This is a genomic window from Cryobacterium sp. Sr8 (genome assembly GCF_004403225.1).
Lineage (GTDB): Bacteria > Actinomycetota > Actinomycetes > Actinomycetales > Microbacteriaceae > Cryobacterium > Cryobacterium psychrotolerans.
Map to the genome: position 1 here is coordinate 1 of NZ_SOHO01000061.1, position 19828 is coordinate 19828.

15 protein-coding genes and 2 pseudogenes are annotated in these 19828 nt (G+C 65.2%); 8 read left to right on the forward strand and 9 right to left on the reverse strand.

The features are described 5' to 3' along the window. A partial coding sequence (locus E3T54_RS12640; protein WP_134476000.1) for an MFS transporter occupies nucleotides 1-655 on the forward strand: 655 nt, incomplete at its 5' end. A gap of 334 nt (nucleotides 656-989) precedes the next feature. Here the strand turns inward: E3T54_RS12640 and E3T54_RS12645 are convergent. From E3T54_RS12645 to E3T54_RS12670, 6 genes and pseudogenes are all read right to left on the reverse strand, one after another. After that, nucleotides 990-1691 (reverse strand): TIGR03943 family protein, encoded by a 702-nt coding sequence (locus E3T54_RS12645; protein WP_198414492.1) that lies wholly within the window; start codon nucleotides 1689-1691, stop codon nucleotides 990-992. A gap of 47 nt (nucleotides 1692-1738) precedes the next feature. Continuing rightward, nucleotides 1739-2745, reverse strand: a pseudogene (locus E3T54_RS17745) (permease). 38 nt (nucleotides 2746-2783) lie between these two features. Then, on the reverse strand, nucleotides 2784-4007 hold the full coding sequence (locus E3T54_RS12655; RefSeq protein ID WP_134476001.1) for a hypothetical protein: 1224 nt from the start codon (nucleotides 4005-4007) through the stop codon (nucleotides 2784-2786). Between the two features lie 408 nt (nucleotides 4008-4415). Beyond that, a complete protein-coding gene (locus E3T54_RS12660) occupies nucleotides 4416-5099 on the reverse strand; it encodes a M23 family metallopeptidase (protein ID WP_134476002.1) in 684 nt (227 codons plus the stop codon). A gap of 433 nt (nucleotides 5100-5532) precedes the next feature. Further along, entirely contained in the window at nucleotides 5533-7008 is a 1476-nt protein-coding gene (locus E3T54_RS12665) for a multicopper oxidase family protein (protein ID WP_134476003.1), read from the reverse strand. After that, on the reverse strand, nucleotides 7008-7265 hold the full coding sequence (locus tag E3T54_RS12670; protein WP_134476004.1) for an SHOCT domain-containing protein: 258 nt from the start codon (nucleotides 7263-7265) through the stop codon (nucleotides 7008-7010). The genes E3T54_RS12665 and E3T54_RS12670 overlap by 1 nt, the downstream gene beginning before the upstream one ends. A gap of 343 nt (nucleotides 7266-7608) precedes the next feature. Between E3T54_RS12670 and E3T54_RS12675 the strand changes: the two genes are divergently transcribed. The 6 genes from E3T54_RS12675 (at nucleotide 7609) to E3T54_RS12695 (ending at nucleotide 14860) form a co-directional block, all read left to right on the forward strand. Then, entirely contained in the window at nucleotides 7609-8754 is a 1146-nt protein-coding gene (locus E3T54_RS12675) for a phenylacetate--CoA ligase family protein (protein WP_241977214.1), read from the forward strand. 57 nt (nucleotides 8755-8811) lie between these two features. Further along, the gene (locus E3T54_RS17585) at nucleotides 8812-8946 is read left to right on the forward strand and encodes a hypothetical protein (RefSeq protein ID WP_255452881.1); all 135 of its coding nucleotides are present in this window, start codon (nucleotides 8812-8814) and stop codon (nucleotides 8944-8946) included. An 82-nt stretch (nucleotides 8947-9028) separates the two neighbouring features. Further along, nucleotides 9029-9460, forward strand: a complete 432-nt coding sequence (locus E3T54_RS12680) for a hypothetical protein (RefSeq protein ID WP_134476006.1) — start codon at nucleotides 9029-9031, stop codon at nucleotides 9458-9460. A gap of 116 nt (nucleotides 9461-9576) precedes the next feature. Further along, on the forward strand, nucleotides 9577-12063 hold the full coding sequence (locus E3T54_RS12685; RefSeq protein WP_134476007.1) for a heavy metal translocating P-type ATPase: 2487 nt from the start codon (nucleotides 9577-9579) through the stop codon (nucleotides 12061-12063). A gap of 309 nt (nucleotides 12064-12372) precedes the next feature. Continuing rightward, nucleotides 12373-13281, forward strand: a complete 909-nt coding sequence (locus tag E3T54_RS12690) for a DUF418 domain-containing protein (protein ID WP_166804918.1) — start codon at nucleotides 12373-12375, stop codon at nucleotides 13279-13281. A gap of 349 nt (nucleotides 13282-13630) precedes the next feature. Then, the gene (locus tag E3T54_RS12695) at nucleotides 13631-14860 is read left to right on the forward strand and encodes an IS110 family transposase (RefSeq protein ID WP_134476009.1); all 1230 of its coding nucleotides are present in this window, start codon (nucleotides 13631-13633) and stop codon (nucleotides 14858-14860) included. Between the two features lie 299 nt (nucleotides 14861-15159). Here the strand turns inward: E3T54_RS12695 and E3T54_RS12700 are convergent, their stop codons facing one another. Next, on the reverse strand, nucleotides 15160-16509 hold the full coding sequence (locus E3T54_RS12700; RefSeq protein WP_134476010.1) for an acyltransferase: 1350 nt from the start codon (nucleotides 16507-16509) through the stop codon (nucleotides 15160-15162). 571 nt (nucleotides 16510-17080) lie between these two features. Continuing rightward, nucleotides 17081-17314 (reverse strand): annotated as a pseudogene (locus E3T54_RS12705) (integrase core domain-containing protein); the annotation flags it as partial. 427 nt (nucleotides 17315-17741) lie between these two features. Here E3T54_RS12705 and E3T54_RS12710 point away from each other — a divergent pair. After that, nucleotides 17742-18515 (forward strand): SDR family oxidoreductase, encoded by a 774-nt coding sequence (locus tag E3T54_RS12710; RefSeq protein WP_134476011.1) that lies wholly within the window; start codon nucleotides 17742-17744, stop codon nucleotides 18513-18515. A gap of 310 nt (nucleotides 18516-18825) precedes the next feature. Here E3T54_RS12710 and E3T54_RS12715 read toward each other — a convergent pair. After that, nucleotides 18826-19828: IS30 family transposase (locus tag E3T54_RS12715; protein WP_206751265.1), on the reverse strand; the 1003-nt coding region annotated here is incomplete at its 5' end.

Sequence of the window (19828 nt, forward strand, 5' to 3'; positions counted from 1 at the left end):
CCGGCTCACTCGGGGGGTGCGCGTGTTCTGGCGCACCCCGCCGCTCCGGGCGCTGCTGGCGATGAACCTCGTCGTCGCCGCGTCCACCGCGATGGTGATCGTCAACACCATCATCCTCGTGCAGAACAGCCTCGGACGCAGCCAGGTCGACTTCGCGATTACCCTCGCCTGCTACGGATTGGGCTCCATGATCGTCGCCCTCGCCCTGCCGCACGTGCTGGATCGGTTTCCAGATCGGCGCGTGATGCTGATCGGAAGCGCCATCCTCCCGGTCGGGCTCATCGCCGTTGCGCTCCTCACCCTGGCGCCTGGTTCCCCAGCCACCTGGCCGGGCGTGCTGACGGTCTGGTTCGTGCTCGGCGCCGCGACGGCACTGATCCTGACACCGTCGGCCCGGCTCCTCCGACGCCACTCCGACGACACCAACCGGCCTGCGGTCTTCGCCGCCCAGTTCTCGCTCTCCCATGCCTGCTTCATCGCCACCTACCCGCTCGCCGGGATCCTCGGCGCGACGCTCGGGCTCGCCCCGACCGCCCTCATCCTGGCCGCCATCGCCGTGCTCGCCGGGATCGTCGCCGCCCGGGCGTGGACGACAGCGGCGACAACTGACGAGGCCCAAGAGACGCTCACCTCGCCGTCCTCGAGCGGCCGTTGAGTCTCGGCAAGTGACAACGCGAGAGGCGATAGTCCTCTCGCCCGAGACACGGGCTCGACGGGCTCGACGGGCTCGAAAATCCTTGGGGTTCGATTCGCGGCCGTAAGTGGAATGATCTGCGCTGTGCCGCCAGCGCGATGCCCGCGGGCCGCGCTTCCGGGCGTGCAGTAAAACGGCAGTATTCAGTCGCGAGATACCTGGAATCGCGTGGCGGAACACGCCCGCAAGACCTGCGGCTTCGGTGCCCGGCTTGCGGGTCCCTGTTCGCCCCTCTCGGGGCTCGGCGAGCGGCCCTCGACCTACCTGGTCGTGAGGGGCAGGAACTCAGGCGCCCTTAGTAGACGTAAGGCTCCGCGGGCCGCTCTGTGGGTGTGATCGCGTCGGGGACGAGCACGATCAGCTCCTCGCTGATCGCACTCGGGTTCGTCTCGAAGCCGCTGCTGATGGTGACCCAGCTGTCTGTGGTGAATTCGTCCTGCCACCCCGGGTAGTACACGGGGATGCCGATGGGTTGGGCATCCACGGCACAGCAGCTCACGAAGAAGCGGGCGACGAAAAACACGTTCTCGGGGTCACTCTTGTCCGGGGTGACGAATCCCGTCACCGTCGCCGTTTTGTCGGCGAAGAAGTCCTCGCCGGCGCCCTGTCGGAGCAACGACGACCAGTCCCGCACGGTGAACGCCGCGTAGTCGCCGCCGATCAAACCGCTCGCCTCTGCCTGGGTGAGCGTCGACGCCGATCCGTTAAGATCGCGCTGCTTGACCGTTGCCGAGGTCAGCGTCGATGGCGGAAGGACCAGGAGCCCGACCACGGCCGTAACGATGATCAGGACGCTCCCCGCGGACCAGAGCCATCTCCCCCACCGTCCACCGGTGTCCAGGATTGCTTCCTCGTCTGACGGACGGGGAACGACGGCGAAAGCCAGCACGACAAGGACTGCGGCGATGATAGCCATGATGATCGTGAAAACGAAGTATCGCGGGTGGATGTACAGCCCGAGTTGCCCGGTGATTCCCAGCCAGACCGTGGCGATGATGGCCGACGAGGCTGAGCAGAACGCCCTGCCACTGGTTCACGAGTCGTCTAAACAAGGAAATTGACCGCCAATCCAAGGGCTGCAGAACACAGCCCGATCACGAGCGTGACTTGCAGGAGAGTTTTCGCGGTGAAGGTGGTGCGCAGGAGGGCGACCATCTTCACGTCGATCATCGGCCCGAAAACAAGGAACGCCACGATCGCGCCCGGCATGAACGTGCCGCCGAACGAGAGGATGAAGAAAGCGTCCACGTTGGAACAGATCGCAATGACGAATGCGAGCACCATCAGTGCGAGCACTGACCAGACCGGATTGCCTCCCATAGCGACGAGCACATCGCGGGAAACGCCGACCTGGATCAGCCCCGCGATGCCGGCGCCGACAAACAGCGCAGGCAACATGGCGCTGGTTTCCTGCGTGAACAGGACCGCGCTGCGCCGCATCTTTCCGGTCGGCTGGCGGTGATGGTCGCCCAGGGCGCAGGTGTCCTGGAACCGGGGCGTAAGCAAGGACTCAGGCCGGGGGTGCCGACTGTAAATCCAACCCACGAGGTTCGCGATGAGGAACCCACCCAGGATGCGCGACACCAGGATTCCGTCATCCCAGCCGAACGCCTGGTAGGTGGTGATGATCGTCACGGGGTTGAGAATCGGCGCCGCAAAGAGAAACGTCATCGACTCGGCAACCGTCAGGCCCTGGCCATCAGCCCCCGGGCGAGGGGGACGTTGCCGCATTCGCAGACCGGCAGCAGCATCCCGAGCAGCGAGAGGACAACCCGGCGCGCCACCGGATTCCGGGGCAGGCGGCGGAGCAGGTACCCCTCCGGGAGCCAGACCTGAACCACGATCGAGAGCATGATGCCGAGGAACACAAACGGGAGGGACTCGATGACCACGCTGATCGACAGTGTGACGAAGTCGCGCACGGCGTCCGCCATCCCCGCTTCGCCCGTGGGCTGGGACACGATTCGAGTGAGGATGAGCGCGGCCAGGATGGTGAGCCCCAGCGTCAACCGGAGAGCGGGCCCGCGCCGAACGGTGAGGGTCTGGCTCATATGCACATCGTATGTGAGTTTCCGGCGCCGGCCGGGAGTCACCGGCACCAGCCGGGGAGGAACCCGGAGATGCTGCGGTTGCTTGCACCCGTTTCCAGGTCAATCAGGACGATCGTCAAACCGGTGGTGGCCGGGAGATTGGGGTAGGAGTCGCTCTTACCATCCGTGGAGAAGATCTCCGCAGCGAGAAATTGTCCGTTCGGAGAAACGCAGAAGTTACGGACGCGGGAAGACTCCGATGCCGTTTGGTAGACGATCTTCGAGGCGTTGTCGTCAGTTAACGTGATCGCAGAGATCATCTCCGTGGTGTCTGTCGACTCCTGATCGAATTGCCGTGCATACCGACCCTGGCCATCCAGGAGGACGAGCTGGCCCGGGTACGCCGTGTCGCTGAGGACGCTCTCGGCAAGGTCAAGCACCGTCACCGTGCCATCCGTGAGGTCGATGGTCGCGCCCTGCGTCGGATCGGCGACCACGAGCTCCTTGGTCCCGGGGATGAATCCGCGGATCTCCGAATGCTGCCCGAGGGGAGTGAGGGTACTCTCCTTGCCCTCCTTCAGAGCATCGAGGAGGAACACGTTTTCATCCTCCGCCTGGACCACGAGCGAGGTCGTGCCAGGTATAAAGTCCAGATCCACCACTGACATCGGCCGCCCGTCGAGCCCCGCCACCTCCGTGGGGATGCCGGAACCGGCGGCCAAATCGAAGATGAACGGGGTATCCCGGTACTTGGGCCCGGGAGCTGTCGGGGAACTCGTGAAGGTGTAGGCGATGAGGTTCTCCGACGCGGCCGTGCGCAGCCGCTTCACGATCCCTTCCGTCGGCAAGGGAACCTGTACCTGCTCCGCGCCGGACAGCGAGCCGATCTCCAGGGAAGTCGTCTCGTCCTCGCCGATGGTAACCACTGCCAGAGCGTCCGAGAGGACGCCGTACTCCTGGATTCGTGGCGCACTGAAGACAGCCTCCCCGGAGCCGCGGCCCAGGATCGTCGTCCGTCGGATGGTGTCCGGCAGCTTCAAGCCGGCGTCGTCAACGCGCACGTCGCGCTGCAGCGAGTAGATGTCGCTGTCCGGAGTGGTGAACGAATGCTCCAGTGTTGACGTGGCGTCCTGGGATGTCCCCTGGACTCCGCGGACCTTAACCGTGTACGTGGTGTTGTAGCGGAGGATGCCCGCGAACTGGATCGTGATCGCGGAGTCAGCGACGGTCGCAGTGACATCCGTTTTCGGTTCGACCGTCACCTGCTTCTCGTCCACGGACACGAGCGGCTGGTTGGTTGGTCTGCAGTAACAGACGCTGGCCGCTTCGCGCTACAGCCCCCTCGAGGTTGATCTCGGCGGAAGTGAGGCGCGGCCCCTGCGTGAAATTCGCCGCCGTCAGAGCGCCGACCACGACGGCGAGGATGGCGACCGTGCCGGAAAATAGCCTCACGAATCGCTTGCCCGATCGGCGGGTAGAGCGAGAAATCTCAGCCGACATCGAGCTGCACGATATGCCCTGTGGGCGGAGTCAACTGGTGACTCAGGTCGGTCGCCTTCGAGCCCGTCGGGCGGGAAGTCCTGCCCCGCCAACTCGCCGTCTGGCTCATGCGTCCAGCCTAATGCGCGACTACTTCGACCGTTGACGAGGTCGTTCGCCTCGTGGCGATTACCTGGCGGAGGTCCTCGCTCTTAGCCGAGCCTGATGCCCCACGAGCTCATGAACGGCACCGGATCAACTTGGGCGCCGCCAACACGGGTTTCGAAGTGCACGTGACAACCTGACGACGCGCCGGTCGATCCGACGAGGGCGACGGTGGCGCCAGCGGCGACTCGCTGGCCCTTGACCACAAGGTTCTGGCTGCTATGGGCGTAACCGGTCTGGATTCCGTTGCCGTGATCGATCAGGACCCAGTTGCCGTAACTGCCCTGATATCCGGCCTCGATGACGGTTCCCGCTTGTGCCGCGCGCACGGGCTGGCCACACGGCGCGGCGATGTCGGCGCCCTTGTGGAATGAGCTGACACCGGCGACCGGCGCGTTGGGGCGCGGGCCGAAGGCAGAGCTGATCCGGCCTGATACCGGCAGCAACCAGCCTTGGCCGGTTCCGACGGCGACGCTGGTGGCTTGGACTTGCGCGACGGGCTTGGGCTTCGGCTTCGGTTTTGGAGCCGCGGCGGAGGTGTAGCCGTCTCGCTGGATTGTGATCGTTGCAGCCGGACTGACCTGCAGGCTCTGGGCCGGCGTGGACATCGGTACGTTCTGCTCTGGACTGGAATGCGCGTCCGGTGCCACCGCGTATGCCGGTACGGAACCAGTGACGGCGAGGAGGGCAACGAAAGCCATAGCGACCGGCCCGATGAGGTTGCGCCGCATGGACGTCCTCACCCTGCCCTCGGTTGGAAGCGATGCATCGCGGGGCTCGTCAATTGACAGCGCCCCATTGGTGCGGCTATTCAAGGGCGCCTCTCGGCGCAGGGCAAAGCGGACACAGCTTGAAGGGACGCATGATTCAACTCTCGTTATCGCGGCGGAGCGCGCGGGGCGGTAGGACACTCGAGCGAGGGCGTTCCAGCCGGGACCAGGTCCGGGGAAACGGCACTCACAAGTGAGTAAGGAGCCCTAAATTGCGACAAGGAAGTCATCATGACGCCAAGTGCATAAGCACCGAGGCTACGTCCTAAGCCTGAGTGAACGGTGTTTAACCCGACATTTGCTCAAGTTTCTGTTGGGCGTTCGAATTTGCGACCGCGGTGATGATCGGCTCGATACTGGCGTTCGGATCGAATTGGATCTCACGACACCAGCTCTAGCGCACCTCGATGACGCCCATCATGCCGTTGTCCTCGTGGTCGAGGATGTGGCAGTGGTAGACGGAGCGTCCCGCGAAGTCGTCGAAGGCGATCCGCACCCGGATCTGGCCGCGCGCCGGCACGTTGACAACGTCCTGCCAGATCGCGGTGTCGGGGGCGCGACCATCGGACTCCACGATCTGCATCGGCCACACGTGCAGGTGCACCGGGTGATCCATCGGACTGGTGTTTCTCAGGGTCCATTCCTCGACGCTGCCCGCTTCGACCGTGGTGTCCACCCGGTCCCCGTCGAATTCCCGGCCGTTAATGGTGAAGCTCATCATGCCGCCACCCCCGCCCATCATTCCGCCCATTCCCATGGCAAAGGTGAGTTCGCGGCGGGCCGTGACGGCTCTGCCACGGAGGTCCCGGGGCGCCGGCTGGGCCGGCACCGTTGGCGGCGCTGCGACCTCCTCGCCAGCCACGGTCAGGGTCGCCAGCGAGACGCGACCGGTCGACGTGCCGGAGCGCGGCCGTTCGCCTCCGCCCATCATCCCCCCGGGGCCGCCCCGGTCGTATGGCAGCGTCTCGAGCACCGCCGTGCCGTCGGCCATCGTGACCAGCAGGTCCGCCCGATTGCCGGGCGCGAGAACGATCTCGTCCACGGTTTCGGGGGCGCCGAACCGGCCGGAGTCAATGCCGAGCAGCCGCATCCGCTGCCCGTCGAGCCGAAGCCGGAGATACCGGGACACGCAAGCGTTGACAATCCGCCACCGTTCCCGCTCACCAGGGATAGCACTCAGTCTGGGATTCACCTGGCCATTGACGAGCACGAGTTGGCCCTCCCGGCCCAGCATCTGCTCCATCTGAGAGACGGCCGGGATGCGCCCCAGCCCGTCCAGGGTGATGTCCGAGATCACGAGGACCCGTTCCCGGGCCGCCTCAATCGGTTCGGGATCATCGACGATGATCGCCCCGTAAAGGCCGCCGAAGATCTGATCGGCGACGAAACCGTGGTGGTGGGGGTGGTACCAGTACAAGCCCGGCGGATGGTTCGCCGGCAGCTGGTACTCGTAGTCGAAGGATTCGCCCGGCTCGATCATCACGAACGGATTGTCGCCGTTGCCCTCGGGCGAGACATGCAGGCCGTGCACGTGCAGGTTCGTGGGGTCGTCGAGACCATTGTGCAGGGTCACGCCAAGCCGCTCCCCCGCCTTAAGTCGGAGGGTTGGTCCTGGGATACCGCCATTGAAGCTCAGGGCGCTGGCGCTGCGCCCGCCGATCTGCACCGTGCCGAGGGCCGCGTCCAAGCGAAGCTGCAACCGGCCGTTCGCGCTGCGCAGTTCTGATGGCTCCACGAGTTCTTCTCCCGGCTGCGGCTGCGCGGTATCTGCCAATGACGACGTCCACAGCAGACCCGCGCCACCAACCACGGTGCCCGCCAACCCCAGCCCGCCGAGCGTCAAGGCGCCGCGGCGACTGATCGGCTCCACTAGGGGTTCTCGCCGAGCACCTGGACCTGTTCCCGGTACTGCTCGACGGTCAGCTCGCCTTTGGCGTAGCGTTCGTCAAGAATCTGACGAGCCCGGCTCGGGCCAGGTGTCGGTCCAGTTGCGCCAGGACCTCCACCCCGGCTGCTGCTGCCGCCGAACACGCGCACAGCAAGCACGACAAGCAGCACAATCCCGACCAGCATCAGCAGCCCAAACAGCCACGACCAGCCCATATCCCAACCGTATCCCCACATCATGGCGAGCTCCTCATTCCGCAGGCACGTCGACCTGTCACACCCATGATACCCCTGGTGGGTATCCGCGTATAGGGATATCATGAGCCCGGATCAGGCCATACCGTTTCGTTTGCGACAGGGATTACGCATGGATATTCGGCTCTTGTCTGAGCTTCTTTTCCTTCGGGCACGCTGGAAGGGCCGGGATCGCTGGAGTACCCGCCAGATCGAGGCACATCAGGCACGGGCTTTGCGGGATCTTCGCCAGGCGGCATACGCCGGCTCCGAGTTCTATCGGCAGCACCACGCCGGGTTGTTTGACGCGCCGTTGTCCCAACTGCCTCCGGTGACGAAAGCAGACCTGATGAGACACTTCGACCAGGCCGTGACCGACCCCGGGCTGCTGCTGGCAGACGTGGAAGAGCATCTGCGGAACCTGGTGGCGAGCGGCGCCGACCCCGGGCGCCCCTGGCGCGGTCGCTGGTGGGCAGCGGCCACGGCGGGCACGACCGGGCGGCGAGGCATCTTCATCTGGAATCGGCGCGAATGGGCCACGGTGCTCGCCTCGTACGCCAGGGCCAACGACTGGGCGGGAGTGCCGGCCGGATTGACCCATCCGCTGCGGGTCGCTGTGGTGAGCTCCCGCACGCCGACGCATCAGTCGGCGGTGGTCGGGGCCTCCTTGCGATCCCGGCTGGTGCCGACGCTCCGATTGGACGCGACAAGTCCTGCGGCGGAGATCGTCGCCGACCTGAACGCCTTCCGGCCTCGGCTCTTGGTTGGCTACGCGTCGGCCCTCAAGCCTCTGGCAGCGGAGCAGCGCGCAGGCCGCTTGCGTATTTCGCCGCAGTCGGTAGTGTCTGCGTCTGAGGTGCTGAGCGAGCACGCGGCCGCCGAAATGCGGGCAGCGTGGGGGTCGGCACCCTTCGACGTCTACGCCGCCACCGAGACGGCAGGCATCGCGTCGCCATGCGTGTTCCACAACAGCCACATCTACGAGGACCTGGTGATTGTCGAACCCGTGGACCAGGCCGGCCGGCCGGTTCCGCCCGGGACAATCGGCGCCAGGATCCTGGTCACCGTCTTGTTCTCCCGCACACTGCCATTGATCCGCTATGAAATGTCCGACAGCGTCGGTATCGACGGCCGAGGCTGCCCGTGCGGTCGTTTATTCGCCCTTCTGGCTGGAATTGAAGGACGCGTTGAGGATGTTCTGCTGCTGCCCGGGATCACAGGCGAGGTGAGCATCCACCCAAACGTTTTCCACAACGTCCTGGACGAGGCAACGATCGCGGGATGGCAGGTCATCCAGGAGCCGGCATCCCTGCGGGTCCTGCTGGCCGGCCTTGCCGCTTCGGCATCGGTTGAGCAGGTTCGCGCCGGCGTGGAGGCAGCCCTGAAATCAGCGGGAGCCGTCGGAACCGACGTCGACGTGCGAGTGGTCGACGCCGTCGAGCGCACCGCCCTCGGGAAGGCGCCGCTCGTGCGGGGGTTGCGGAAACGGCCATGAACAACCTGCATGTACTGAGTGGTCGAGAGGACCCGTCATGTCCACCATCGCCATGAATTGCTTCGCCGAACAATGGTCGTCGACGTCAAGGATCCAGAGGTCGACATGTATGTCGCACTCAAGGAGCTGGGCGGCCACGACGCGACGCGCCACCACCCCTCGATCGTCAACCACGCGGTGAAGCGCACATAATCGGCCGGATTGCCCATTCGTCGATATGCTCGGACCAGCGACTCAGAGAGGCAGATGCAACGCCGTTTGGAGGTGCGACGCAGTGATCGACATGCTACGCTCGAGCCAGCTTGCGAAGACGCCCGCGGCGGTCTCAGTGGCCGTGATCCTGGCTGCCGTTGTCTCACTCTTTCTCGGTCTGCATACGCTGCACGGCCAGGGCGATGATGCGCCAGGAACGTCACATACAAGCGCCTCGGCCGGGCCGCTGGACTCGGAGTCGCTCGCCAGCGTCGCCGGTGAGACCACGCAGACATCTTGCCCGGATTGCCAGATCCACTGCCCAGACGGTGAATCGACTGTTTCGTGTGCGCCCGCCAGCACACCCGCGCTCATGATGCCTTCCCTCCCTCGGCAGAACGAGCCGAATGACCTGGGTCGTATCGATGACGCTGCGGGCGAGGCTCGCCCCGTGTTCGCGTCGCAAAAAACGCACCCGGTTTCGCGCGTTGAGCTGTCCGTCAGCCGCGTCTAAAATCCTGCCACCAGTCCGGGCGCAAGCATCGGATCCGGGTTCCAGACCGGTTAAGGGTTCGGCGCGGCCGCGCGTCGAAGGCCCACGACATCGCATTCCAGAGAGGACCAGTTCGTATGAGTCAGCAGATTGAAACCGCAGTTATCGAGGTGAAAGGCGTCAACTGGGCTTCGTCCAAGGCCGTCGCCGAATCCGTGCTCTCCCGCCGACCGGGGGTGCTGAGCGTGGAGGCAAATCCGGTTGCGCAGACCGCCACGGTCGCCTTTGACCCAGCGTTGACATCAATTGCAGACCTCGCGCGCTGGGTTCGGGACTGCGGTTACCACTGCTCTGGTCGCTCCGTCCCGAACCACATTTGCGACCCCATGGCGGCCGGCAGCTCGCACACATCGCACGACGGACACGCGAGCGGCACGCACGTGTCGCACGAGGGACACGCTGGACAGGCCACGACAGCCGCTGTCGAGGAGCCGGTCCCCGCCCATCCCGATCACGCCGGCCACGCCCAACCTGTCACCAGAACCGCGCAGGAGGCCATGGGCCACGGCGGCCACGGCGGCCACGGCGAAATGTCCATGGACTCCATGATCCGCGACATGCGCAACCGGTTCATCGTCGCGGCAGCCCTTTCCGTGCCGATCACGCTGTGGTCACCGATCGGGCGCGAGGTCCTTGGATTCACCGTGCCGGCCCCGTTCGGCCTCCGGGACGACATCTTCGCGCTGATCCTCTCCCTCCCGGTCATCTTCTATTCCGCCTGGATCTTCTTCGACGGGGCGTACCGCGCGCTGAGGGCGCGGACGCTGGACATGATGGTGCTCGTGGCCGTCGGTGTCGGGGCCGGCTGGCTGTACAGTCTGGTCGTCACCCTGACCGGCGGCGGCGAGGTGTTCTACGAAGCCGCCACCGTACTGGCCAGCTTCGTGCTCCTCGGCCACTGGTTCGAGATGCGCGCCAGGGGCGGCGCGAACGACGCCATCCGCACGCTGCTGGAGCTCGCCCCGGCCATGGCGCTGGTGTTCCGGGGCGGCGAGCCGGTGGAGGTCCCGACCTCCGAGGTGATGCCCGGCGACCTGATGATGGTGCGACCCGGTGCCAAGATCCCGACGGACGGGGTTGTAGAGGACGGAGAATCCGACATCGACGAGTCCATGGTCACCGGAGAGAGTCTCCCCGTCGCGAAGGCGGCCGGCTCCGACGTGATCGGCGCCACGGTGAACACGACCGGCACGCTGCGGGTTCGTGCCACCAAAGTCGGCGCGGACACCGCGCTTGCCCAAATTGTGGCACTCGTCCAGGAGGCACAGAACTCCAAAGCCCCGGGGCAGCGCCTGGCCGACCGGGCGGCGTTCTGGCTCGTGCTCGTGGCGCTCATCGGCGGCAGCGTCACGTTCGCGGCGTGGTTGCTGGCCGGCGCAACCGTGCCGACTGCGATCCTCTTCGCTATCACCGTCGTCGTCATCACTTGCCCGGATGCGCTCGGTCTGGCCACGCCGACGGCCATCATGGTGGGCACGGGTCTCGGCGCGAAGCGTGGCGTCCTGTTCAAGAACGCCACCGCGCTGGAGACCGCGGCGCGGATAGATGCCGTCGTGATGGACAAAACCGGGACCTTGACCCAGGGCAAGCCGGAAGTGACCGACTTCATCGCGCTTTGGATCGATGAGGGCGAGCTTCTGTCCCTGGTCGCCGCCGTGGAGAGGGAGTCGGAGCATCCGCTGGCCGCCGCCGTCGTCACTTACGCCGAAGCCCGGGGCGCGCCCGCCCTTTCCGCAGCTGACTTCCGCAACGTTCCCGGCCACGGGGCCGGTGCCACTGTGGCGGGCCGCCAGGTGTTCGTGGGCAATCGCAAGCTCATGCTCGCCCAGGGCATCGACATCGGCCCGGTGGCCGCGCAACGCGAAGAGCTTGCAGCCACTGGGCGCACGGCAGTTCTGGTTGCCGTCGACGGTCAAGCGGCCGGCGTCATCGCCTTGGCCGACGCCGTCCGTGAGTCTGCCGCTGCGGCCGTTGCGGCCCTGCACGACGCGGGCATCGAGGTCGTCATGTTGACCGGGGACAACGAGGCAACCGCGCAGCGGATCGCGTCCCTGCTGAAGATCGACACAGTCATGGCGGAAGTGCTGCCGGAAGACAAGTCAGCGAAGATCGCCGAACTGCAGGCAGCTGGAAGGCGCGTTGCGATGGTCGGCGACGGCGTCAACGACGCTCCGGCGCTGGCGCAGGCCGACCTGGGCATTGCGATCGGCGCCGGAACGGATGTCGCCATCGAGACGGCGGACGTGGTGCTGATGCGGTCCGACCCGCTCGACGTCCCCGTGGCCCTGCGCATCGGAAAGGGAACCCTGCGCAAGATGCGGCAGAACCTGGGCTGGGCCATCGGCTACAACGTGATCGCGCTGCCGATCGCCGCCGGCGTGTTCTACCCGTCGCTGGGCATCATGCTCAGCCCCGAAATCGCCGCCATCTCCATGTCCGGCTCAAGCGTCATCGTCGCCGTCAACGCGCTTCTGCTCAAGCGACTCGCGTTCCCCCGGCCGAGTGAGCCAGTCGACGATACGAAGGTCGTCGAATCGGCGCCGGAGGCGAGTGGCGCGCGTTAGAAGCCGGGATCCATGCCGGAGACCTGGATCTCGAGCTTCCCTGCGAGCAGCTGGGTTCCATACCGCGGGTGACGGCGGGTTCCTCTCCCTATTGATTGTCCGAAAACGGTGCAGAGACTTGGAGGCACAGTGTCGTCTAGTGTTTTGACTTCCAACGCTTCGCGCGTGGTCGGACTCGACATTGCGCGGGGACTCGCGATCTTAGGGATGTTCGTCGCGCACGCGATCCCGCGCGGCGGTGGAGAACTACTCGTCGACGGCCGGTCATCGATTCTGTTCGCGTCGCTCGCTGGTGTGTCGGTCGGAATCATGACGGGGTCAGCACGGCCGCTGGAGCGCGGCCGACGAGCGGATCGCGTCGTCGGCATCATACTTCGTGCGCTCATCCTGTTGGTCCTCGGATTCATGCTGAACATCCTGAACAGCGAAGTGGCGGTCATCCTCGACTACTACGGAGTGATGTTTCTGCTGATCGCACCCGTATTGTTCGCCCCGCGGTGGACCCTCGGACTCGGCGCCGCCGTCCTGCTGGTGGGGGCACCAATGCTCGCGGCCGTCCTCAACGGAGCCGGACCCACGATGCAACCGCTGGCCGCCCTCGTGCGGGGCTACTTCCTCACCGGCGACTACCCGGCGCTGATTTTCCTGCCGTTTCTGCTCGTCGGCCTCATCGCGGCCCGTTCCGACCTCGGCCGCGCAAAGACCCAGTTCTGGATGATCGCCGGCGGCGTGCTCGCGGCGGTGCTGGGCTACGGCGCGGCTTACGTTCTACCCGGACTGACCGCCCGGGCACATTCGGGTTCCACTGCCGAAATCCTGGGGTCTGGGGGTTTCGCGCTCGCGGTCATCGGAACGCTGCTCTGGCTCACGGCACGCGAGCGGGGTCGCGTCGGCCAGGTGCTCCGCGCATTGTTATGGCCCATCGGCGCCACCGGATCGATGGCGCTCACAGTGTACACATTGCAGATCCTCCTCCTCGCCGTCGCCGTTGGTGTGCGCGACAACTTCCACACGATCGACTACCCGGGCTGGCCGCTGCTGCTGGGGATGACCTTCGGATCACTCGTGTTCGTGAGCCTTTGGCGCCGCTTTCTCGGCAAGGGACCGCTCGAACGCGGGCTCGCGTTCGCAACCAGAGAGCCAGTGTCTCGAGCGAAGGCTCGCGCTCGTGCAAGGTCTCACGACGCGGCACCGGAGCCGAAGATCCAAAACCGATGAGGGCCTGGAATGGCAGCAAGACCTTGTCGGTACGGTCCAGGGCGCGATGTTGAGGATGAGTCCCGGTCAAGAATCGGGTTGGCGTTCAGCTTCATGTCACCTCAACTGACCCTGACGGTAATGATGAGAAGAGTCTTGAGGCTGCGTGACCCTAACCCTGACTGACGTCCTTCCGAGGATTGTCTTTTACGTGATCTGTCCGCGGTCTCAAGGCTGCTCAAGGTGCGCTGACCAGGCGGACATGACTTTATAGGAGCCTGAAGCGAATTCCCATTTCCGTCTTGTCTGCCCACCTGGCCAACGTGCCCATCTTTCACCCAGATGGACGCAATGGAAAGGCAACTTCATCATGGCAACAGACCTACCGAATGTCATCGTCGGCGTCGACACGCACTCCGATACTCACTACGTCGCCGTCATCGACGAGCACGGCAAACACCTTGCTGCTGAAGAATTCCTGGCGGTCGGATCCGGTTACCGGAAGATCCTCGCCTTCATCACCCACTTCGGTCTGGTCATCGGCGTGGGCGTCGAAGGAACCGGCAGTTATGGGGCCGAACTGAGTCGAGTTCTGCGGACAGCAGGACTCCCGGTCCACGAGGTCAACCGACCCAACCGTCAAGCGCGGCGCCTACGCGGAAAATCGGATCCTTTGGACGCCTACCAAGCAGCTGAATCAGTCTTGGCGGAACGAGGCACGTCGACGCCGAAGACCAAGGACGGCCCCGTCGAATGCCTCCGGGTCCTCCGCGCCGCTCGCAGCTCAGCGATGAAGGCCCGCACCATCTCCATCAACCAGATCAAGGGAATCCTCGTCTCCGCTCCCGAGCAAGTGCGCAGCCGGTTTCGCGCACTGACGAGCGCACAACTCATCCCGGCGTTGGAGCGCTCCCGTCCAGTGGGAAACCTCACGGACCCTGACAACGCAACGGCCCTCACTTTGAAGAAACTCGCCGCCCGATACCGATTTCTCGAGCGGGAGATTCTTGACACCGATGCAGGGCTGGCAGAGATTCTCCGGGACTGCGCGCCGCTGTTGCGGGACGTCCCCGGTGTTGGCATCGAAGTAGCGAGCCAGCTCCTCGTCACGGTGGGCGACAACCCCGAACGCATCGCCACTGAAGCGCAGTTCGCGGCCCTTGTCGGCGTCGCCCCCATTCCAGCCTCATCCGGCAAGACGAGCCGGCACCGGCTCAGTCGCGGCGGCGACAGAGCCGCCAACGCGGCAATCCACCACGTCGTCGTCTCACGCCTCGCGACCGACTCCCGGACGAGAGAATATGCGGCCCGACGAACGGCTCAAGGCAAGACCAAGAAGGAAATCATGCGCTGCCTGAAACGATACGTTTCCCGGGAGCTCTACCGTCAGCTAACCAACCCGCAAGCGGCGCCCTCGATCACCGACCTACGCACCGCGCGCCAGGAACTCCACATCACCCTCCGCGAGGCTCCAGGACACTTCAACACCTGGCCTGGCACCCTCTCCCGAATCGAACGAGGACTCAGCCGAGACGATAACCTCGCTAGCCAATTCCGGGACTGGCTCCATGAGCAAAAGGAAACCCAAAATATTAATTGACAACTATAGGAGCATCACGTAGGGCGGGACCGGGGAAGGGCTCCAGCGCGGACAGCGACGGCTGACTCAAACGCTCGAGACGGGTGGCCCTTGTTCTCCTACTCGGAGACGGGGGCCACCCGTGTCGAGCGCCCACCGCGGGTTCGACGTGGAACTCGGACCGGCCTGCGCCTCATGATGTACCGATTGAGGACAAACGCGATGACGGCGAGCACGGCGAGAGCTCGGGACTGGGGAAGGGCACCGACGCCGGCAGCGACAGCTCACTCAAACGCTCGACACGGGTGTCCTCTGTTCTCCTACTCGGAGACGGGGGCCGCCTGCGTCACCTTTGCTCGTCTCCCTGAGCTGTGCGGCTGTTGCAGCCGCACAGCGATCGCGAGCAAGACCGTGCCCGTGACGGCGATGGCGAGGTCCAGGCCGAACACCATGACCGTGAACGGCGGGATGATCATGAGGGCCGTCGACACGCTGATCCGCCAGTCGCTCACCTCCTGGCGGTCGCCGGGGCGCGCCCGGACCGGCCGCTCGAACCGGCCGAGCAGGCGGGAGATGGCGATCAGCGCGGCGATGGCGATGGCGAGGACCACCGGACGCGTCCACCACCAGGCAACGCTGCCCGGTACCGGCATCGGCAGCGGAGTGAGCAGCAACAGCCCGACGATGAGCGCGAGCACGGGCAGGTGCCAGAGGTAGATGGTCATCAACCGGGCGCCGATGGCGGAGACCAGGGCCCGCATCGGCCCGGTGCGCATGAGCCTGCCGAGGAGCGGGTAGAAGAACATCAGGAGGGAGAACTGGCCGACGGCGAGGAGGATCAGCGCGACCGTCGGCGGGTTCAGGTTATCGATCATGTTCGCCGAGTAGAGCCCCAGGCCGGTCAGCGCGGCGAGCACGGCGTAGCTGGCGGCGGCGAGCAGGAGCAGGCTCGGCCGGGACCTGGCGAACCAGCCGTCCGCCGCCCAGATGCCCAGCTGCTGGATGAACAGCCAGACGAAGATCATGTTGAGCAGCCCCAGCTCCGGGACGCCGCTGATGGTGCGAACCAGGTCGAGCACCACGGCGCCGACGAAAAGGCCCGTGATCGTGCGCACCGGGGCCCGGGCGTGCAGGGAGGCCATCCCGGGCAGGTAGGCCTGGCTGAACGTGTACGCGGCGAGGAACCACAGCGGCGACGCGACCCCCGTGGCGATCGCTGCGATGCTGCGGGGGTCGAGCCCGGTGAGATGCATGACGAGGATGGCCGCGGACAGGAAAGCGAACAGGGGGACGGTCGGCCTGGCCAGGCGCTGGAAGCGCCCCCGGATGAACTCCGCCGCGCTCCCGCCGCGCGCGTCGATCCGGCGCCAGGCCTGCACGCCGACGAAGCCGCCGACCGCGAAGAACAACGGCATGACCTGCGCGATCCAGGTGACGGGCGCGAGCCACGGCTGGAGCATGAGCGTTTGCTCGATGACCAGCCCGTCGCCGCGGGTGACGGATGCGCCGAGCATGAACAGGTGGCCGACGACGACGAGCACAAGGCAGATCACCCGCGCGAGATCCATCACCGGGTCGCGCCGGGCTGTTTCGCCGGCAGCCGCACTGCCGGCGACTGGAAACGCCTTCACATTCTTCAACACCCACCTCCGCATGGGCTGGATCGCCATTGCGCTCAGTGTGGCATTGATTCCCCTGCGGGGTCTGCCCCGGTTGAGGCCGTAACTAATTTCTACTCATATCAGTTCGCCATCAACATTAACTGAACCTTCTCCGACCCTGACGAAAGCGTCGGCGGGCGAAAACAGTCACGCTGCCCACGGCGCTGAGTTGGTCGCCGCGGATATGAATCTGAGCCCGGGCGCGGGTCGTGCTGCTGCGGTTCGTGTCCTACGGATCGTCCTTTCGTGAAAGATGCCCACCAAAGGGGATGTCAACGCGGGCGTTGTCTTTCGGCATTGAGGCAGGCCCGGACCTGGGAGCCTCTAGTCTGATCGGAGGGGGCAACGGTGCAGGGATTCATGCGGTGGACGTTGGTCTCGGTGATGCGCGCCTGGCGGTCGGAGCGGTAAACCGGTTGGGCTATGTCCCTCGAGCCCAGGATGCACCTCAGGTGCACTCCGCCGGAATTGACTGCGACCGAGTCCTGGTCTTCGGCGCCGGTCCGGCGGCTGGATGGGGTGTGCTCAGCCACGACTGAGCTGCTGCGGGGATTTCGGACAGCGGAATTAGTGGATTCTTCTACGCTGCCAAGTCTGGCTGTTGATAACCATAGTGGACTTCGTTAGGCCGCCGGTAACCGAGCGCGGAGTGCCGGCGTCGGCTGTTGTAGAACCCCTCGATGTAGCGGATGACGTCGCTTCGAGCTTGTGATTTGGTCGCGTAAACGGTTCGGTAGACGCGCTCGTTTTTGAGCATCGAGAAGAACGATTCCGCCATGCTGTTGTCCCAGCAGACGCCCGTGCGTCCCATCGAGGCGCCGCTTACGACACCCGCTCCGCCAAAGCCTCCTCCGCGCTCGTCGGCTGGCACCAACGAGCACTCTGGCCCACCCTCGACTCGCTCAAGCTCCGTGCCGGCCTGGCCGGATGCCGCGACCGCAGCGAACACCGCGAACCCCACGCCGGCCCGGCACGTTTCACCGCGACCGACAAATACCTGCGATACGTCGACACGAACATCTAGCCTTCCTGGCTCTCAACTTACGGGTTCACTCCGGCCACCAAATTCAAGAAAGAAGGAACCCGACGCACTGACGCCGTTGGAACATGTTGGCTGCCGCAGCGCATCGGCAAGAACGTTCTTGAACGAAAACAAGTGTAGTTTTCGGGTTGAGGAGATGGCGTCCTGCCGCTGGTCGATGCGCTCAGTCTCCAGGTGAACACGATGAAAGTGAGACCCCATGGCACGCGTCAGCGGAAAAGCAGCACTTGTCAGCGGCGGTGCGCGCGGCCTGGGAGCCGCGCAAGCCCGACTCCTCGTGCACGAGGGAGCGAAGGTCGTCATCGGGGACATCCTCGACGATGACGGCCGGGCCCTCGCTGCGGAGCTCGGCGACAGCGCCCGGTTCGTCCACCTCGACGTCACGAAGCTCGAAAACTGGCAGGCCGCGGTCTCGGCCGCGGTCGACAACTTCGGCGGCCTCAACATCCTCGTGAACAACGCCGGCATTGTGAATTTCGGCACCATCGAGGAGTACACCGTCGAGGCCTGGGACGCGATCATCGGGATCAACCTCACCGGCGCATTCCTCGGCATCAAGGCAGCAACCCCCGCGATCGTGAAGTCCGGGGCCGGATCGATCATCAACATCTCGTCAACGGCCGGACTGCAGGGATACGAAGCGCTCCCTGGATACACCGCCGCCAAGTTCGGCCTGAGAGGCCTCACCAAGGCCGTCGCACTGGACCTGGCCAGGTACAACGTTCGCGTGAACTCCGTGCATCCCGGGGCCATCAGGACACCGATGACCGAGGGGCTCAACCTGCCTCAGAACCACGTCGCGCTGCACCGCATAGGTGAACCCATCGAGGTAGCCAACCTCGTGCTCTTCCTGGCCAGCGACGAGTCGAGTTTCTCCACCGGCGCGGAGTTCGTCACCGACGGCGGCGAAACAGCAGGCCTCTCCCACTACACGGACAAAGTCCCCTGGAACGCCTCGCCCGAACAGCTGTGACCGGGCCGGGCTGGCCTTCTCGACGAGTTCAACTACGGCCTACGCCTAGGCTCGGGGGCGTCGGACCAACCGAAAGAACTGCCCGGCAAGGGGGCGGTTTCTAGCGGTCGTCGCAACACTGCGGTGGATTAGGCCGGGATCAGTAGATCACGGATGCGCTCCGCGGGCGTGTCCCAGTCGAGCGTTTTGCGTGGTCGGCCGTNGCTGCGCCGCGTGACAACGGGCACAAACTACCGCTAATCTAACCCCGCGACCTGGGGAGCTTCGATGAGCAGGCGGTTTCTAGCGGTCGTCGCAACACTGCGGTGGATTAGGCCGGGATCAGTAGATCACGGATGCGCTCCGCGGGCGTGTCCCAGTCGAGCGTTTTGCGTGGTCGGCCGTTCAGCTCTTGGGCGACGTGCTCGAGCTCTTCCAACCCATGAGTGGAGAGGTCAGTGCCCTTGGGGAAGTACTGGCGCAGCAGTCCGTTTGTGTTCTCGTTCGATCCGCGCTGCCAGGGACTGGCCGGATCACAAAAATACACCGGCATGTCGGTGGCCACGGTGAACGACTTGTGGGTCGCCAACTCCGATCCCTGATCCCAGGTCAACGACCCGCGCAGGTGTTCCGGCAGCGTCGCGATCGCAGCCACGAGACCGTCGCGGACGGCCTCGGCGGTATGGCTGTCCGGCAGGTGCACGAGCATCACGTAGCGGGTGGTGCGCTCGACGAGGGTGCCTATCGCGGACTGGTTTGCGCTGCCGGTGATGAGGTCGCCCTCCCAATGGCCCGGAACGGCACGGTCCTCGATCTCTGGCGGCCGGTCGGCAATCATCACCATCGGGTCAGCGAACCGCGGTCGGCGGACCTGCCCAGTGTTCTGGAGTTTCCGTCGGGCCCGCCCGGTACGCAGCGCCGCCTGGACCTCCTTCTTCAAGCCACCGCGCGACTGGAGGTAGAGGGCCTGGTAGATCGTTTCGGGTGACACACGCATCTCCTGATCATCCGGGTAGTCCTTGATCAGAGCATGACTGATTTGCTCGGGAGACCAGCGAATCTGCAGCTTCCTCTGGACGAATTCGCGCAGTCCGGACCCCGCGACCAGCTTCACATCCTTCGGCCGGGGCCGGCGCCCGGCGGCGGTGCGGTGGGCGGCATAGGGCTCATACGTGCCCGTGTCGGTTTGGTTGCGGCGCAGCTCCCGGCTGATCGTCGATGGTGCCCGCAGCATGGTCTGCGCGATGGAACGGAGTGATGCTCCCGTGGCCGACAGGTCCCGGATTCTCTCCCTGTCCGGCAGTGACAGATACCGCGGGTCCAGCCGCCTCTCC

What these genes read in the sequence shown, in the direction of transcription:
- E3T54_RS12660 (WP_134476002.1), bottom strand. Translation starts at nt 5,099, where the DNA reads ATGCGGCGCAACCTCATCGGGCCGGTCGCTATGGCTTTCGTTGCCCTC.
- E3T54_RS12670 (WP_134476004.1), bottom strand. Translation starts at nt 7,265, where the DNA reads ATGATGTGGGGATACGGTTGGGATATGGGCTGGTCGTGGCTGTTTGGG.
- E3T54_RS12675 (WP_241977214.1), top strand. Translation starts at nt 7,609, where the DNA reads ATGAGACACTTCGACCAGGCCGTGACCGACCCCGGGCTGCTGCTGGCA.
- E3T54_RS12685 (WP_134476007.1), top strand. Translation starts at nt 9,577, where the DNA reads ATGAGTCAGCAGATTGAAACCGCAGTTATCGAGGTGAAAGGCGTCAAC.
- E3T54_RS12690 (WP_166804918.1), top strand. Translation starts at nt 12,373, where the DNA reads ATGACGGGGTCAGCACGGCCGCTGGAGCGCGGCCGACGAGCGGATCGC.
- E3T54_RS12695 (WP_134476009.1), top strand. Translation starts at nt 13,631, where the DNA reads ATGGCAACAGACCTACCGAATGTCATCGTCGGCGTCGACACGCACTCC.
- E3T54_RS12700 (WP_134476010.1), bottom strand. Translation starts at nt 16,509, where the DNA reads ATGGCGATCCAGCCCATGCGGAGGTGGGTGTTGAAGAATGTGAAGGCG.
- E3T54_RS12710 (WP_134476011.1), top strand. Translation starts at nt 17,742, where the DNA reads ATGGCACGCGTCAGCGGAAAAGCAGCACTTGTCAGCGGCGGTGCGCGC.